Genomic DNA, 13,418 nt, shown 5'->3' with positions numbered 1-13,418 from the left:
CCGCGATGACACACTGGCCGTAGGACACCAAGGCGCCGGGCCCGGGGACGCTCCCGAGGGAGGTGAACGTTGCAGACTCCACTGCGGAACTTCCTCATCACCCGTTCCCGCAACCCCGTCGACCTCCTGAACGCCGCCACCCGCCTGTTCGGCGGCTCCATCGCCACGTCGCCGCTGGAGGGCCTGCGCAAGGGAGATCACGAACTGCGCGGGGTGGCCGCGCGCGAGTTCGCCGTCGGCTACTTCTCCTCGCCGCTCGACGTACGCGTCTCCCCGGTGGAAGGGGCCGGCTCCTACTTCGTCAACCTGGGTGTCTCCGGTGCGATCGCCGCGTCCCGCGGCGGTCTGAACGTCACCCTCGACACCGCCACGGCCGGGGTCGTCAACCCCGGCGACACCCAGGAACTGCGCCCCGCGAGTCCAAGCCCCGTGCGCTTCCTGGCGCTTCGGATCGACGCGGGCCTGATCGGGCGGGAATACGCGGCGCTGACCGGGAGGCCGCCGGAGACCCCCGTCCGCTTCGACTTCGCCCTGAACCTGGCCAAGCCCGAGGGCCGGGCCGTACGACTCCTCGTCCGCTCCCTCCTGGAGCAACTGGACTCGGAGGTCCCCATGTTCCAGCGCGCCGAACTCCAGCACGGCCAACTCCGCTGCATCGTCGCCGCGCTGCTCCTGGCGCAGCCGCACTCGCACACCGACGAGCTGCGCGACGGCCCCCGGCCCGGCCACCCGCGCTCCTTGCGCGCGGCTCTCGCGTTCATCGACGCCAACCTCACCGAGCGCCTCACCCTCGGCGACATCGCCAAGGCGGCCGGCTGTGCCCCGCGGACCATCGGTGCCGCGTTCCGCGACCGGCTCGGTCTGTCACCCCTGACCTATGTGCGCGACCTGCGGCTGGACCGGATCCGGCAGGACATCCTCACCACCACCGACCACGTCGGCACCATCGCCTACCGGTGGGGCGTCTGCCATCTGGGCCGCTTCGCCGGCGACTACCGCGCCCGTTTCGGCGAGCTGCCCTCCGACACCGCGGCCCGCCGGTAGCCCCCGCGCCGGACGGCCCACCACCGTGGGCACATTCCGTTTGTTCAGCCGTGGGCTGATCGCCCGTCTCTTTCCGTGTGTGGCGCCGTTCGGCCTGCCTACGATCACGAAATGAAGATGACTTCGAAGCTCGCCGTCCTCGCGGCCTCCGGTGCCGCCGTCGTCGTGCTGGCACCGGCTTCCGGTCACGCCGGCTCGACGCCGGGTGCCCCACAGTTCTTCGTCAACAACCACAGCAACCAGTGCCTGCAGATCGAATACCCGGCCGTCGGCAACGGCGCCCCCGCGGTGCAGGGCTTCTGCGAGAACGGGCAGAAGACGCAGTGGCGCATCGAGCGGATCGGCACGTCGGGTGACGTCAGAATCATCAACGCGGTCAGCGGCAAGTGCCTGGAGATAGCCGACTCCCGCAAGGACAACGGCGCCCCCGCCCAGCAGTGGACCTGCGTCGACAAGGCCGCCACCCAGCTCTGGCGGTTCGACTTCGCCAACGACAACGGCCTGGTCGTCAACAAGAACAGCGGCAAGGTCCTGGAGATCGAAAACTCCAGCATCAAGCCCCGTGCCCGCGCCCAGCAGTGGACGTACGCCCGTGCCGCCGGCCAGGTGTGGCGTTCGGTCGACGTCCCGGGCACCACCGACCCCACGCCCCGGCCCACCACGGAGCCGACGTCCCGGCCCACGCCCCGGCCCACGACGGAGCCCACACAGCCCCCCACGGCGGAGCCCACCCCGTGGCCCACGACCGACCCCACCTCGCGGCCCTCACAGACCCCGACCGCGCTGCCTACGCAGCCGCCCACCCATCCGACGCCGATGCCGACGCTCCCGCCCACCGGCCGCTGAGCCGCCCACGGCCGGCCGCCGCGCCCGACGTGCGGCCATGACGGGCGGGGCCGCCAGCCAGGGGCCCAGGCTCGGTCATGGTCGCGCCCCGCACCGGCGGTGGTGCGCCGGGAGGCCGGGGCGGGACGTCACCACACGTCGCCCGGACGCCAGTCGCAGGCCAGCTCGGCGTCGAGGTCGAGCTTCGCGGTGACCGGCAGGACGTACACGCCGCCGTCGTCCTCCTCGGTGCGTTCGACGCCGGTGGGGGTCATGACGGCGGACGGGCCGCGCCAAGCCCGCCAGCCACGGGCGGTGTAGAAGGGCACGGCGTCGTCCGAGGCGCTGAGGGCCCCCAGCTCGTACGCGCCGCGCAGGACCCGCTCCAGCTCGGCCATCACCGCCGCGCCGTGGCCCCGGCGGCGGTGGTCCGCGCGGACCGCGACGCCTTCCACGTAGCCGGTGCGCAGCGCGCGGCCCTCGTGCAGCATGCGGCGCTGAACCAGCGAGCCGTGGCCGATCAGCTCGCCGGCGTCCAGGACGAGGGCGTGCACACCGCCCACGGTGTGGTCCCAGTCGTCGTCGGAGAAATCGCCCTCGAAGGCGGCGTCCAACAGGGCGCGGATCGCGGCCAGTTCGGCGCCGGTCAGATCCGCGGTGTGCGCGGTGCGTATCTCGGTCATGGGGAGGGTCCTCAAGGGCATCGGAGGAGGCGGCATCGGTCCGCGTCATTGTGGCGCGCCCGGGGCGCGCGCCGCATGTCCATTGCGCGGCCCTCCGGGGGCGGGGTCCGGCGCACGTCACCGGGGGAGGCGTCAGGGCTGCGTCAATAGATGACACCAGAGCGCCCGCTGTCCCCTTTGCCCGGGTCTTGGGTCGTAAGGTCGTCCCTGCGCGGCCGTGCAGCACACGACGCGGAGAAACCGGCCGAACACGGTCGCGCATCGTGAAAGACAATGGGGCCCATGGGACGCGGCAAGCTTCGTATCTACCTCGGCGCGGCACCGGGCGTCGGCAAGACGTACGCGATGCTCTCCGAGGCCCACCGGCGGGCCGAGCGCGGTACCGACGTCGTCGTGGGCTTCGTGGAGCACCACGGGCGCCCCCGCACGGAGGTCATGCTGCACGGCCTGGAGGAGGTGCCCCGCCGTGAGCTGGTCCACCGGGAGTCCGTCTTCACCGAGATGGACGTGGACGCGCTCCTCGCCCGCCGGCCGGCCGTCGCCCTCGTGGACGAGCTGGCCCACACCAACGTCCCCGGCTCCCGCAACACCAAGCGCTGGCAGGACGTCGAGGAGCTGCTGCAGGCCGGCGTCGACGTCGTCTCCACCGTCAACATCCAGCACCTCGAATCGCTGGGTGACGTCGTGGAGTCGATAACGGGCGTGCGACAGCGCGAGACCGTGCCGGACGAGGTCGTGCGCCGCGCCGACCAGATAGAGCTGGTCGACATGTCGCCGCAGGCGCTGCGCCGCCGCATGGCACACGGCAACATCTACCAGCCGGACAAGGTCGACGCCGCCCTCTCCAACTACTTCCGGCCGGGCAACCTGACCGCGCTGCGCGAGCTGGCCCTGCTGTGGACCGCCGACCGCGTCGACGAGTACCTGCGGCAGTACCGCACCGACCACAGCGTCTCGACCATCTGGTCGGCCCGCGAGCGGATCGTCGTCGGTCTCACCGGCGGCCCCGAGGGCCGCACCCTCATCCGGCGTGCCTCACGGATGGCCGCCAAGGGCTCCGGGAGCGAGATCCTCGCCGTCTACATCGCCCGCAGCGACGGCCTGACCTCGGCCTCGCCCAAGGAGCTGGCCGTCCAGCGGACCCTCGTCGAGGACCTCGGCGGCACCTTCCACCACGTGATCGGGGACGACGTACCGGCGTCGCTGCTGGAGTTCGCGCGCGGCGTCAACGCCACCCAGATCGTGCTCGGCTCCAGCCGCCGCAAGAACTGGCAGTACGTCTTCGGCCCCGGCGTCGGCCAGACCGTCGCCCGGAACTCCGGGCCCGACCTCGACGTCCACATCGTCACCCACGAGGAGGCCGCCAAGGGCCGGGGCCTGCCCGTCGCCCGCGGCGCCCGCCTCGGCCGGGGCCGCATCCTGGCGGGCTGGCTCGTCGGCCTGGCCGGGCCCGTCCTGCTCAGCCTGGTGCTGACGAACCTCGGCCCGGACCTCGGCCTGGCCAACGACATGCTGCTGTACCTGTGCATGACGGTCGCGGCCGCGCTGCTCGGCGGCCTCCTGCCCGCCCTCGCCTCGGCGGCCTTCGGCTCCCTGCTGCTGAACTACTTCTTCGTCCAGCCCGTGCACCGGCTCACCATCACCGACCCGAAGAACATCGTCGCCATGGCGATCTTCGCCTTCGTCGCGGTGTCCGTCGCGTCCGTGGTGGACGTGGCCGCCCGCCGCACCCACCAGGCCTCCCGGCTGCGCGCCGAATCCGAGATCCTCTCCTTCCTCGCCGGCAGCGTCCTGCGCGGCGACACCAGCCTGGAAGCACTGCTGGAACGGGTCCGCGAGACCTTCGCCATGGAGTCCGTGGCACTGCTGGAACGGGCCAGCGAAGTCGACCCCTGGACCTGTGCCGGCAGCGTCGTGACCAGCACGGGCAAGCCGCTGCTGCGCCCCGAGGACGCCGACGTGGACATGCCCGTCGGTGACAACATGGCGCTGGCGCTCGCCGGCCGGGTGCTGCCCGCCGAGGACCGCCGGGTGCTGGCCGCCTTCGCCGCCCAGGCCGCGGTCTTCCTCGACCGCCAGCGGCTCGTCGGCGAGGCCGAGCGGGCCCAGCGGCTGGCCGAGGGCAACCGCATCCGCACCGCCCTGCTGGCGGCCGTCAGCCACGATCTGCGCACCCCCCTCGCCGGGATCAAGGCGGCCGTCACCTCGCTGCGCTCCGACGACGTCGCCTGGTCGCAGGAGGACGAGGCCGAGCTGCTGGCCGGAATCGAGGACGGCGCGGACCGCCTCGACCACCTCGTCGGCAACCTCCTCGACATGTCCCGCCTCCAGACCGGCACCGTCACCCCGCTGATCAGGGAGATCGACCTCGACGAGGTGGTCCCGATGGCCCTCGGCGGCGTGCCCGAGAGCAGCGTCACCCTGGACATCCCCGAGACGCTCCCGATGGTCGCCGTCGACCCCGGGCTGCTGGAGCGCGGCGTCGCCAACATCGTCGAGAACGCCGTGAAATACAGCCCCGAGGGCACGCCCGTCCTCGTCGCCGCCAGTGCCCTCGGCGACCGCGTGGAGCTACGTGTGGCCGACCGGGGCCCCGGCGTGCCCGACAGCGCCAAGGACCGGATCTTCGAGCCCTTCCAGCGGTACGGGGACGCGCCGCGCGGCGCGGGCGTCGGCCTCGGTCTCGCGGTCGCCCGGGGCTTCGCCGAGGCCATGGGCGGCACGCTCGCCGCGGAGGACACCCCGGGCGGTGGCATGACCATGGTCCTCACCCTGCGGGCCGTCGCCGGCCGCCCGCCGGTGCGCCCGGACCTGCCCGCCCAGGCCACCTCGTGAAGGCGGCGGCCGGCCGCCGCCGCGCACCGGGGGACCGCCCCCGAAAGTCCAGCCGATACCCCGGGCCCCGTGGCGGGGCCCGCACGAACAGCAGAGGTGGTTGCGCATGAACCGGGTGCTCGTGGTGGATGACGAGCCGCAGATCGTCCGCGCGCTCGTCATCAACCTCAAGGCGCGGAAGTACGAGGTCGACGCCGCACCCGACGGTGCCACCGCCCTCCAGCTCGCCGCCGCCCGCCACCCCGATGTGATCGTCCTCGATCTCGGCCTGCCCGACATGGACGGGGTCGAGGTGATCAAGGGGCTGCGCGGCTGGACCCGGGTGCCGATCCTGGTGCTGTCCGCCCGCCAGACCTCGGACGAGAAGGTGGAGGCGCTCGACGCGGGCGCCGACGACTACGTCACCAAGCCCTTCGGCATGGACGAGCTGCTGGCCCGGCTGCGGGCCGCCGTGCGGCGCGCGGAACCCACCGGCGCCGCGGCCGCGGGGGACGACGCGATCGTCGAGACGGAGGGCTTCACCGTCGACCTCGCCGCGAAGAAGGTCAACCGCGACGGACGGGACGTACGGCTCACCCCGACCGAGTGGCACCTGCTGGAGGTGCTCGTACGCAACACGGGCCGTCTCGTCAGCCAGAAGCAGCTGCTCCAGGAGGTATGGGGGCCGTCGTACGGCACCGAGACCAATTACCTGCGGGTCTACATGGCACAGCTGCGGCGCAAGCTGGAGCTGGATCCCTCACACCCCAAGCACTTCATCACCGAGCCGGGGATGGGATACCGGTTCGAGGTATGAGGGCGGTGCCCCGGAGCGGCCGGGGGTCCGGGGGTTGTCCCCCGGGGGTGCGGTATCACCGAGCCGGGGATGGGATACCGCTTCGAGGTGTGAGGGGCTCCGCCCCGGGCCCCGGTCCTCAATCGCCGGACGGGCTGGGAAAACCAGCCCGTCCGGCGCTTGAGGACAACCGGCCCGTCCGGCGATCAGGAAGAGGGGGCTCCCCGGGGCGCGGGGCTCGCCCGAACGTGATCCCGCCCGGAGGGCGGCCGGTAGGCTGGTTTCATGAGCTCCGTACCCCGTCCCGAGAAGCCGACCGGCCGTTTCCGCCGGATGCTGGACCGGCTGTCCACCTCGCAGGAGGAGCTGCACTCCGCAGAGCTGCAACAGGACGCGGAAGCCGTGGGCTGCACGAAGATATGCGACTGCGGCGACCGGCAGATAGTGAAGGTCACCGGCACGCTGCGCACGGTCACGCTCCGGCCGCGCGCCGGCGTGCCCGCGCTGGAGGCCGAGCTGTTCGACGGCTCGGCCGCGCTCGACGTGGTGTGGCTGGGACGCCGTTCCATAGTCGGCATCGAGCCCGGCCGTAAGCTGATCGCCTCCGGCCGGATCTCCATGAGCCGCGGCCGGCGTGTGCTGTTCAATCCCAAATATGAACTCCGACCGCTCGGACAGGAGTAGCGGGTGACGTCTCCCGACAAGCCGAACGACCAGCAGAGAGAGGGCGCCGACGTACGGTCGGCGACCGAAGCGGCCCTTTTCGAGGCGTTCGGCGGTGTGCGGGGCATGGTGGAGACCACCCTGCCCGGCCTGGTGTTCGTCGCGCTCTACACGGTCAGGCGGGACATCCATCTCGCGGCGATCGCCGCACTGAGCCTGTCCGTGCTGCTCGTGGTGGTGCGGCTGCTGCGCAAGGACACCCTCAAGCACGCCTTCAGCGGGGTGTTCGGGGTCGCCGTCGGCGCGGTCTTCGCGATGATGTCCGGCGATGCCAAGAACTTCCATCTGCCCGGCATGATCTACACCTTCGGGCTGTCCCTGGGCTACATCGTCTCGGCGATCGCCGGGTATCCGCTGATCGGCCTGATCCTCGGCCCGGTGTTCAAGGAGAACCTCTCCTGGCGCACCCGCAATCCGGGCCGCAAGGTCGCCTACATCAAGGCCAGCTGGGCCTGGGGGCTGATCCTGCTCGCCAAGTCGGCGGTGCTGTTCCCGCTGTACTGGTGGGGCGACGCCACCCAGCTGGGCTGGGTCAGGATGGCGCTCGGCATTCCCCCGATGCTGCTGTCGGTGTATCTGACCTGGATCTTCCTGTCGAAGGCGCCGCCGCCGATCGACGTGTTCGCGGAGATGGAGGCGGCGGAGGCCGCCGAGCGGGCGGCGAAGGAGCAGGGCCCCGGCGCCCCGGTCGGCGCGCGCACGGACGGGCCCCTCGGAGGGATCGTGGCGGGCGAGCCGTCCCACGACTCCGCACCGCCGCGCTGAGCGGCGGACCACACACCGCATACACGCCGAAGGCCCCGGGAGCGATTCCCGGGGCCTTCGGCGTGTATGCGGTGTGTGGTCCGCCCGCGCGGTCACCGCTCAGGCGGTGGTGTCCTCGCGGCGCACCGACAGCAGGTCCTCCAACTGTTCCTCCCGCGCGGGGGCCGCGACGAAGAGCAGCTCGTCGCCCGCCTCCAGCGCGTCCTCCTTGTTCGGGGTGAGCACCCGGGTGCCGCGGATGATGGTCACCAGCGCGGTGTCCTCCGGCCAGTCCACGTCCCCGACCCGGGTGCCGGCCAGCGCCGCCTCCGGCGGCAGCGTCAGCTCCACCAGGTTGGCGTCACCCTGGCTGAAGCGCAGCAGCCGCACCAGGTCTCCGACGCTCACGGCCTCCTCGACCAGCGCCGACATCAGACGCGGGGTGGAGACGGCGACGTCCACGCCCCAGGACTCGTTGAAGAGCCACTCGTTCTTCGGGTTGTTCACCCGGGCCACGACCCGGGGGACCCCGTACTCGGTCTTGGCGAGCAGCGAGACGACGAGGTTGACCTTGTCGTCACCGGTCGCCGCGATCACGACGTTGCAGCGCTGGAGCGCCGCCTCGTCGAGCGAGGTGATCTCGCAGGCGTCGGCCAGCAGCCACTCCGCCATCGGCACCCGCTCCACCGAGATGGCCGAGGGGGCCTTGTCGATGAGCAGGATCTCGTGCCCGTTCTCCAGCAGCTCGCCCGCGATGGACCGGCCGACCGCCCCGGCTCCGGCAATAGCAACCCTCATCAGTGCGCCGCCTCCTCGGGACCGGCGGAGAACGCCGCTTCGACCTTTTCGACCTCGTCGGTGCGCATCATCACGTGCACCAGGTCGCCTTCCTGCAGGACCGTCGAGGACGTCGGCAGCACGGCCTCGCCCAGCCGGGTGAGGAACGCGACCCGTACGCCGGTCTCCTCCTGCAGCTTGCTGATCCGGTGGCCGACCCAGGCCTCCGAGGCCGGGACCTCGGCGAGCTGGACGCCACCGGTGGGGTCGCGCCACAGCGGCTCCGCCCCGGACGGCAGCAGCCGGCGGAGCATCTGGTCCGCCGTCCACCGCACGGTGGCCACGGTCGGGATGCCGAGCCGCTGGTAGACCTCGGCGCGGCGCGGGTCGTAGATCCGGGCCGCCACGTTCTCGACGCCGAACATCTCGCGCGCCACCCGGGCCGCGATGATGTTGGAGTTGTCACCGCTGCTGACCGCGGCGAAGGCGCCGGCCTCCTCGATGCCCGCCTCCCGCAGGGTGTCCTGGTCGAAGCCGACGCCGGTCACCCGCCGACCGCTGAAACCGGAGCCCAGGCGCCGGAACGCCGTCGGGTCCTGGTCGACCACGGCGACGGTGTGCCCCTGCTGCTCAAGGGTCTGGGCGAGGGCCGAACCCACCCGCCCGCAACCCATGATCACGATGTGCACGACGACGCCCCCGTGCTCCGGACTACCGCGTTGACCTGCACCAACACCCTGCTCACATCTTCCCTTTTTGTTCACGTTCAGCTCACGGGCCCACGAGACCACAGCTCGCGGTCTCCACGTGCCGCGCCGACCGGCACTTTCGGCCATGCCGACGCATGACACCACCGTATCCGCAAGACCACGCGCGACGAGCGCCGCTGTGCCGACTCGCTCGGCGCGCGGCCCCCGTCCGGTGCGCGCGCACGCCATGCGCGTACGGACTCGTACAGGAGTCGCGGACCCGAACGGCAGGTGGGATGCCGACTCGGGCCGTGCCCGGGACTGTGTCACGCCGCAGGCATAGTCGGCTGGAAATTGACAGATCCGTTCATCCGTCGTCGATCTGCCAATCAGAACCGATCGGATTGTGCCGCGAACGGAAGGTGTCCCGCTTCCGCCCGCCAGCCGCGCCAGGCTCTCGCCCAGTCGAGGCCCACCGCCACGCCGTGCACCGGACACGCCCCCTTTCCCGGGCGCCCCCCGGGGCACGCCCCAGAACCGTCCCAGAACGCCTTCCGGAACAGGAGCGCCCGCATGAGGAGCAGTCGTGTCGAGATCTGCGTGATCGGTGCCGGGCCCCGAGGGCTCTCCGTGCTGGAACGGCTGTGCGCGAACGAACGCGCCGCGCCGTCGCACTCCGCCGTCACCGTGCACGTCGTCGACCCCGCGGCGCCCGGCGCCGGCGCCGTATGGCGCACCGATCAGCCCCGCCATCTGCTGATGAACACCGTCGCCGCACAGATCACCGTCTACACGGACGACAGCACCCGCATAGCGGGCCCCATCGAGCCCGGCCCGAGTCTGTACGCGTGGGCGCGCGGTCTCCCGGCCGCCGGCCGGGCCGGCGAGCACGACGACGAGACCCTCGCCGAGGCCCGTGACCTCGGCCCGGACTCCTACCCCACCCGCGCCTTCTACGGCCGCTACCTCCGCGACGCCTTCCAGGACGTCGTGGCCCGCGCCCCCGGGCACGTCACCGTCGAGGTCCACCGCTCGCGCGCGGTCGCCCTGGCCGACACCCACGGCGTCCCCGGCGGCCCGCAGGAGGTCCGGCTGGCGGACGGCGGCCGGCTGGGCCGGCTGGACGCGGTCGTCCTGGCACTCGGCCACGTCCCCGCCCGGCTCGCGCCCCGCGAGGCGCGGACGGCGGCCCTGGCCCAGGCCCACCGGCTGCGCCACATACCCCCCGCCAACCCCGCCGACGTCGACCTGAGCGGGATCGGGGCGGGCGAGCCGGTCCTGCTGCGCGGTCTCGGGCTGAACTTCTTCGACCACATGGCGCTGTTCACCGCCGGGCGCGGCGGCACCTTCGCCCGCGAGGGCCGGCGCCTGGTCTACCGGCCCTCGGGCGACGAGCCGCGCCTGTACGCCTTCTCCCGGCGCGGCGTGCCGTACCGGGCGCGCGGGCGGAACGAGAAGGGAGCCGCCGGCCGCTCCTTACCCGGGCTGCTCACCGCCGGGCACATCGCCTCTCTGCGGGAGCGCGCCCGGCGCGGGAGCCCGGTGCGCTTCGGCACGGACCTGTGGCCGCTGATCGCCCGCGAGGTCGAGAGCGTCTACTACGGCACGCTGCTGGGCGCCCGGGGCCGCGAGGACGAGCGGCGGGCCTTCACCGGCCGTTATCTGGCCCTGCCGCCCGGCGCGGACCCGGCCGGGCTGCTGACGTCCTTCGGTATCGCCGACGGCGACCGCTGGAGCTGGGACAGGCTGGCCAGGCCGTACGGCGACCGCCGGTTCGCCTCCCGCGCCGAGTTCCGCGGCTGGCTGCTCGGGTACCTGGCCGAGGACGTGAGCGCGGCACGCGCCGGCAACGTCAGCGACCCGCTCAAGGCGGCCCTGGACGTCCTGCGCGACCTGCGCAACGAGATCAGGCTCGCCGTCGACCACGGCGGTCTGACGGGCGACTCGCACCGTGACGACCTGGACGGCTGGTACACCCCGCTCAACGCCTTCCTCTCCATCGGGCCGCCCGCCTCGCGCGTCGAGGAGATGGCCGCCCTCATCGAGGCGGGGATCCTGGAGGTCACCGGGCCGGGCACGCGCGTACGGATCGACTCCGCGGACACCGCCCGTCCCGCCTTCGTCGCCGAGTCCCACCTCGTCCCCGGCGCCGCGGTCCGCGCCGCGGTGCTCATCGAGGCCCGGCTGCCCGAGCCCGATCTGCGCCGCACCGCCGACCCGCTGCTGCGGCATCTGCTCGACACCGGCCAGGCCGCCCCCTTCCGCGTCGGCGCGGGCGCCGGTCCCGGCTACGAGACGGGCGGACTGGCCGTCACCGAGCGCCCGCAACGCGTCGTCGACGGGCGGGGCCACGCCCATCCGCGCCGGTTCGCCTACGGCGTGCCGACCGAGTCCGTGCACTGGGTCACCGCCGCCGGCATCCGGCCGGGCGTGGACTCGGTGACCCTCGGCGACTCCGACGCCATCGCCCGCGCCGTCCTCGCCCTGCCCGGGGCCCGCCCGGCGGATCCCCGGCCCCGGGCCGCCGCCCGCGGCGGGCTCCCCGCCGGCGCGTCCTCCACCGCCGGACAGGCCTGATCTCGTCTGATCCCCGTCTTCTCCCCCTCTTCGATCCGCCTTCAATCCGCCGTCCGGCGTTCGGAAAAAGCATCCATCACCGCACGTCCAGCCCGTGCACGCCCGCCGAAGGACCGACAAGAGCCCCACAAGGGGCGGACGCCTGTTCGTATTTCGTGATGAAGTTCGGACACACGGTCACCGGCGTGGTTAGGATGATCGGCGTATTCCGCTTCCGGACGGGACGTCAGGACGCCGACCTGTCCGGCCGACCACTTGCCCCTTACGTCCATCGCCCACGAGGAATTGATGTCACATCACATACCGGAGGCGGTGATCTGGTGCCTGGCCGTCGCGTTGACCGCCGTCCTGATCCTGCTGGTACGCCAGCGCGGGATCACCGCCGGAGTGCGCAGGCGCGTCGCCCAGCTGGAAGAGAGCCTGCAGGCGCGTGACGAGGAGGTACGGCATCTGGTCGGGGTCCGGCTGCCCGCCGTGGCGGAGACCATGAACCAGCCCGTACCGCTGCCCGGCCCGCTCGACGAACGGCTCGCCGGCACCGTGTTCGCCCAAAGCCTGCAAACGGCCCTGGAGCTGTTCACCCAGGCCGTCGACAAGGCGCAGGCCCGCGCGGACCAGTCCGCGAAGGCCGCGCTCAAGGCCTCCATGCGCGCCCTCCAGGGGCTCGCGCACGAACAGCAGCTGGCCATTTCCGACATGCAGGACCGGCACGACAACCCCGACGTGCTGCGCGATCTGCTGGAGATCGACCACGCCAACTCCCAGTTCGGGCGCCGTGCCCAGGCCATCGCCGTGCTGTGCGGCTCCTGGCCCGGCCGGCAGCGCGTCGCCTCCCAGCTGACCGACGTCGTACGGGGCGCCACCTCCCGCATCCGCGACTACCGGCGCGTACGGGTGCACAGCCAGGCCGACCTCGCCGTCGTCAGCCGGGCCGTGGAGCCCGTGGTGCTCGCCGTCGCCGAACTCCTCGACAACGCCGCCCGCCACTCGCAGCCCAACACCACCGTCGAGGTCAGCCTCCAGCCCGTGCACAACGGCGCCGTCATCATCATCGACGACGCGGGCGTGGGCATGGACGGCCAGGAGGTGCAGCAGGCCGTCGCGCTGCTCTCCGGGCAGCGGGTCGTGGACGTCTCCCGGCTCGGCGACCCCCCGCAGTTCGGCTTCCCCGTCATCGGCGTGCTCGCCGCGCGCTACGGCTTCAGCGTCTCCGTCGACACCCGCTCGCCGTACGGCGGTGTCCGGGCCGTGCTGTTCCTGCCCAGCGCCCTGCTGACCCACCTCGAGATCGACGGCCCCGGCACCACCCCGCTCCGGCACCCCGCCGCCCCCGCCGGGCCCGCGGGGTCCGGCGTGCCCGAGGCCGCCCCCCGGCCCCCGAGGCGGCAGCCGCCCGCCCGGCCGGCGGAACGGCCACCCGCCCCCCGGGAGTTCCCCGCCGGACACCCCGCCGCGCCCGGCGGCGACGGACCCGCGGCGACCGGCCCCACAGTGACCGGCTCCACGGCCGGCGGGCTGCCCAAGCGCCGCCGCCGGCAGCCCCCCGCCCCCCGGCCGGCCGCGCCGCCGCCCGCCGAGAGCCCCAGCGAGCGCACCGCGGAACAGACCGCCCGGATCATGGGCGCCTTCGCCCGCGGCACCCGCTCCGGCCGGGACGCCTGCGATACCCCTGTGACCGGCGGGCCCACCGGCCCCGCCGAGCACGGCGCCCCCACCCCCGACGACGAAGGGAAACCCCCCGCGTGA

11 protein-coding genes are annotated in these 13,418 nt (G+C 72.9%); 8 read left to right on the top strand and 3 right to left on the bottom strand.

What is annotated here, in order from left to right; genetic code table 11:
- Positions 1 to 69 precede the first annotated feature (69 nt).
- Together ACZ6MA_RS11625 and ACZ6MA_RS11620 are read left to right on the top strand one after the other, a co-directional pair.
- Positions 70 to 1,044, top strand: coding sequence for a helix-turn-helix transcriptional regulator (locus tag ACZ6MA_RS11625; protein ID WP_469432990.1), 975 nt, complete (start codon positions 70 to 72; stop codon positions 1,042 to 1,044).
- Positions 1,045 to 1,155: 111 nt separating this feature from the next.
- Positions 1,156 to 1,890, top strand: coding sequence for an RICIN domain-containing protein (locus tag ACZ6MA_RS11620; RefSeq protein ID WP_469432989.1), 735 nt, complete (start codon positions 1,156 to 1,158; stop codon positions 1,888 to 1,890).
- A 128-nt stretch (positions 1,891 to 2,018) separates the two neighbouring features.
- On the opposite strand, the gene ACZ6MA_RS11615 is transcribed toward ACZ6MA_RS11620, so the two are convergent.
- On the bottom strand, positions 2,019 to 2,588 hold the full coding sequence (locus ACZ6MA_RS11615; protein WP_469432988.1) for a GNAT family N-acetyltransferase: 570 nt from the start codon (positions 2,586 to 2,588) through the stop codon (positions 2,019 to 2,021).
- 246 nt (positions 2,589 to 2,834) lie between these two features.
- Between ACZ6MA_RS11615 and ACZ6MA_RS11610 the strand changes: the two genes are divergently transcribed.
- From ACZ6MA_RS11610 to ACZ6MA_RS11595, 4 genes are all read left to right on the top strand, one after another.
- Positions 2,835 to 5,387: a DUF4118 domain-containing protein gene (locus ACZ6MA_RS11610; protein WP_469432987.1), complete on the top strand. Its 2,553-nt coding sequence runs from the start codon at positions 2,835 to 2,837 to the stop codon at positions 5,385 to 5,387.
- 106 nt (positions 5,388 to 5,493) lie between these two features.
- On the top strand, positions 5,494 to 6,183 hold the full coding sequence (locus tag ACZ6MA_RS11605) for a response regulator (RefSeq protein WP_469432985.1): 690 nt from the start codon (positions 5,494 to 5,496) through the stop codon (positions 6,181 to 6,183).
- Between the two features lie 264 nt (positions 6,184 to 6,447).
- The gene (locus ACZ6MA_RS11600; protein ID WP_469432984.1) at positions 6,448 to 6,846 is read left to right on the top strand and encodes an OB-fold nucleic acid binding domain-containing protein; all 399 of its coding nucleotides are present in this window, start codon (positions 6,448 to 6,450) and stop codon (positions 6,844 to 6,846) included.
- 3 nt (positions 6,847 to 6,849) lie between these two features.
- Positions 6,850 to 7,650, top strand: a complete 801-nt coding sequence (locus tag ACZ6MA_RS11595) for a DUF3159 domain-containing protein (protein ID WP_469432983.1) — start codon at positions 6,850 to 6,852, stop codon at positions 7,648 to 7,650.
- Positions 7,651 to 7,749: 99 nt separating this feature from the next.
- Here ACZ6MA_RS11595 and ACZ6MA_RS11590 read toward each other — a convergent pair whose 3' ends face one another.
- Positions 7,750 to 8,427, bottom strand: coding sequence for a potassium channel family protein (locus tag ACZ6MA_RS11590; RefSeq protein ID WP_469432981.1), 678 nt, complete (start codon positions 8,425 to 8,427; stop codon positions 7,750 to 7,752).
- On the bottom strand, positions 8,427 to 9,095 hold the full coding sequence (locus ACZ6MA_RS11585) for a potassium channel family protein (protein ID WP_370421856.1): 669 nt from the start codon (positions 9,093 to 9,095) through the stop codon (positions 8,427 to 8,429). The genes ACZ6MA_RS11590 and ACZ6MA_RS11585 overlap by 1 nt, the downstream gene beginning before the upstream one ends.
- Before the next feature lie 573 nt (positions 9,096 to 9,668).
- Between ACZ6MA_RS11585 and ACZ6MA_RS11580 the strand changes: the two genes are divergently transcribed.
- Together ACZ6MA_RS11580 and ACZ6MA_RS11575 are read left to right on the top strand one after the other, a co-directional pair.
- Complete coding sequence (locus tag ACZ6MA_RS11580; protein WP_469432980.1) at positions 9,669 to 11,672, top strand: FAD/NAD(P)-binding protein; 2,004 nt, start codon at positions 9,669 to 9,671, stop codon at positions 11,670 to 11,672.
- Positions 11,673 to 11,960: 288 nt separating this feature from the next.
- Positions 11,961 to 13,418, top strand: a complete 1,458-nt coding sequence (locus ACZ6MA_RS11575; protein ID WP_469432978.1) for an ATP-binding protein — start codon at positions 11,961 to 11,963, stop codon at positions 13,416 to 13,418.

It is taken from the genome of Streptomyces sp. NPDC042259, assembly GCF_055582085.1.
This window is presented reverse-complemented; position numbering and strand designations above follow the sequence as displayed.

Bases quoted from the DNA above. Each gene is read 5' to 3' on its own strand.
- ACZ6MA_RS11580 (WP_469432980.1), top strand. From the start codon at position 9,669: ATGAGGAGCAGTCGTGTCGAGATCTGCGTGATCGGTGCCGGGCCCCGA.
- ACZ6MA_RS11620 (WP_469432989.1), top strand. From the start codon at position 1,156: ATGAAGATGACTTCGAAGCTCGCCGTCCTCGCGGCCTCCGGTGCCGCC.
- ACZ6MA_RS11605 (WP_469432985.1), top strand. From the start codon at position 5,494: ATGAACCGGGTGCTCGTGGTGGATGACGAGCCGCAGATCGTCCGCGCG.
- ACZ6MA_RS11575 (WP_469432978.1), top strand. From the start codon at position 11,961: ATGTCACATCACATACCGGAGGCGGTGATCTGGTGCCTGGCCGTCGCG.
- ACZ6MA_RS11615 (WP_469432988.1), bottom strand. From the start codon at position 2,588: ATGCCGCCTCCTCCGATGCCCTTGAGGACCCTCCCCATGACCGAGATA.
- ACZ6MA_RS11590 (WP_469432981.1), bottom strand. From the start codon at position 8,427: ATGAGGGTTGCTATTGCCGGAGCCGGGGCGGTCGGCCGGTCCATCGCG.
- ACZ6MA_RS11610 (WP_469432987.1), top strand. From the start codon at position 2,835: ATGGGACGCGGCAAGCTTCGTATCTACCTCGGCGCGGCACCGGGCGTC.
- ACZ6MA_RS11600 (WP_469432984.1), top strand. From the start codon at position 6,448: ATGAGCTCCGTACCCCGTCCCGAGAAGCCGACCGGCCGTTTCCGCCGG.